A 1,025-nucleotide genomic window follows, 5' to 3' on the forward strand; every position below is an offset into this window, starting at 1 on the left:
CCCGCCATACCGAGTCCGGCAACCCGACTGTCAGCAGCGCCTCCAGCATCGAAGGCACCACATGCATCGTGGTCACCCACTCTTGAGCGATCAGCGTGCTCAGGTACTCCGGATCGCGGTGACCGTCCGGTTTCGCGATCACCAAACGACCACCACACGCCAGGGCCGACCAGAACTCCCACACCGACAGATCGAACGTGGCCGCGGTCTTCAACAACACCGCGTCCGCGGTATCCATACCGAACTCGGCCCGCTTCCACACCAATTGGTTCGCGATCGCAGCATGCGTGACCGCGACGCCCTTCGGTTGTCCGGTAGAACCGGAAGTAAAGATCACATACGCGGTGTTGTGGCAGCGTAGCGGCGCATGACGATCCGCATCGGTCACCGGGGCATCCGTGTACTCGGTGAGGTCGAGGGTATCGACCCGCACGATGTCGGCCATCGTGGTGGAGAAATCATCGTTCGCCGTGGTCAGCACGCACACTGGCGCTGCGGTGGTCACGATATAGCTGGTTCGCTCGGCGGGTTGTTCGGGATCGATCGGCACGTACGCCGCACCGGTTTTCGTGACCGCATACATCGCAACCACCAGATCGACGCTACGGCGCATCGCCAACACGACCCGGTCCTCCGGGCCGATCCCACGACCGATCAAATACCGAGCCAAACGATTGACCCGGGCATCCAACTGGGCATATGTCAGTTCCTGCCGGCCGGTATCCCCATCAGCAACCAACGCCACCGCCGCCGGCTCCGCGGACACCGCTGCCTCCAGCAGCGACACCAACGTCGCAGAGACGTCTACCGGCTGATCGGTCGCATTACGCTGGGAAACCAGTTCGGTCCACTCCGCGGCAGCGAGCACATCGAGATCACCTACCGCGCTATCTTTAGCAGCGACCACCTCATCCAACAAACGGCTGAACCGATGACTGACCCCGGTGATGGTGCCTTCATCGAACAGGGCACTGGCGTAGGTGAGGATTCCGGTGATACCGGCAGGGGCGCCGGTCTCGGTGTAG

General features: G+C 62.4%; 1 protein-coding gene. It reads right to left on the reverse strand.

Annotated features, from left to right (window positions below; all coding sequences use genetic code 11):
- Window positions 1-1,025 (reverse strand): AMP-binding protein (locus tag K940_RS29880; RefSeq protein ID WP_036529812.1); only part of this gene is annotated, 1,025 nt, incomplete at both ends.

Origin of the sequence: Nocardia sp. CNY236 (assembly GCF_000482385.1) — a bacterium.
Taxonomy (GTDB): Bacteria; Actinomycetota; Actinomycetes; order Mycobacteriales; family Mycobacteriaceae; genus Nocardia.